We start from the raw sequence: 580 nt of genomic DNA on the forward strand, positions 1-580 counted from the left end.
GGGCGATCCCGACCAGCTGCGGCAGGTGGTGGTGAACCTCGTCGAGAACGGGGTGAAATACTCGGGCCGTGGCGCCGAGGTGAAGGTCTCGGTGAGGGGTCCCGAGTATCATTCCCGGCTGCGCGGCGACGCGGTGGTGATCACCGTCTCGGATACCGGTCCGGGCTTCGATCCGCTGCACATCCCGCGCCTGACCGAGCGCTTCTACCGGGTCGACAACCACCGCTCGCGCGAGATGGGCGGGACCGGGCTTGGCCTCGCCATCGTCAAGCACATCATCAACCGGCACCGTGGCCGTTTGCGGATCGAGAGCCGGCCCGGCGCGGGTGCGCAGTTCCGTGTGGTGCTTCCGGCGCGGGTGTGACGCGGTCGCCAGCCGGGGCCGGGGCGCTGTTGTGCGCCTCGACCGCGGGCAGCAGCGCCAGCACGTCCTCGACCGTGGGCGAGGGCGGCAGGTGCGTCTTCACCCAGCCCTCGTGTGCGCCCACCACCTGTAGCGGAAAGCGGTCGAGGCCGATGAGCTTGGCGATGCAGAAGCGATGGTTGCCCGAGCCGGTCTTGCAGAGGCTCCCGGCCGCCA

Annotated in this window: 2 protein-coding genes; one reads left to right on the forward strand and one right to left on the reverse strand. The window is 70.2% G+C overall.

All coding sequences use genetic code 11. The features are described 5' to 3' along the window. Positions 1-364 (forward strand): cell wall metabolism sensor histidine kinase WalK (locus HC022_RS28355; RefSeq protein ID WP_175583778.1); only part of this gene is annotated, 364 nt, incomplete at its 5' end. On the opposite strand, the gene HC022_RS28890 is transcribed toward HC022_RS28355, so the two are convergent. After that, the coding region (locus HC022_RS28890; RefSeq protein ID WP_217704152.1) for a hypothetical protein at positions 279-580 on the reverse strand (302 nt) is incomplete at its 5' end. The two genes, HC022_RS28355 and HC022_RS28890, sit on opposite strands and share 86 nt — an antisense overlap.

The sequence above is a fragment of the Salipiger sp. HF18 genome (assembly GCF_011806505.1).
In the GTDB taxonomy this organism is placed as follows: Bacteria; Pseudomonadota; Alphaproteobacteria; order Rhodobacterales; family Rhodobacteraceae; genus Salipiger; species Salipiger thiooxidans.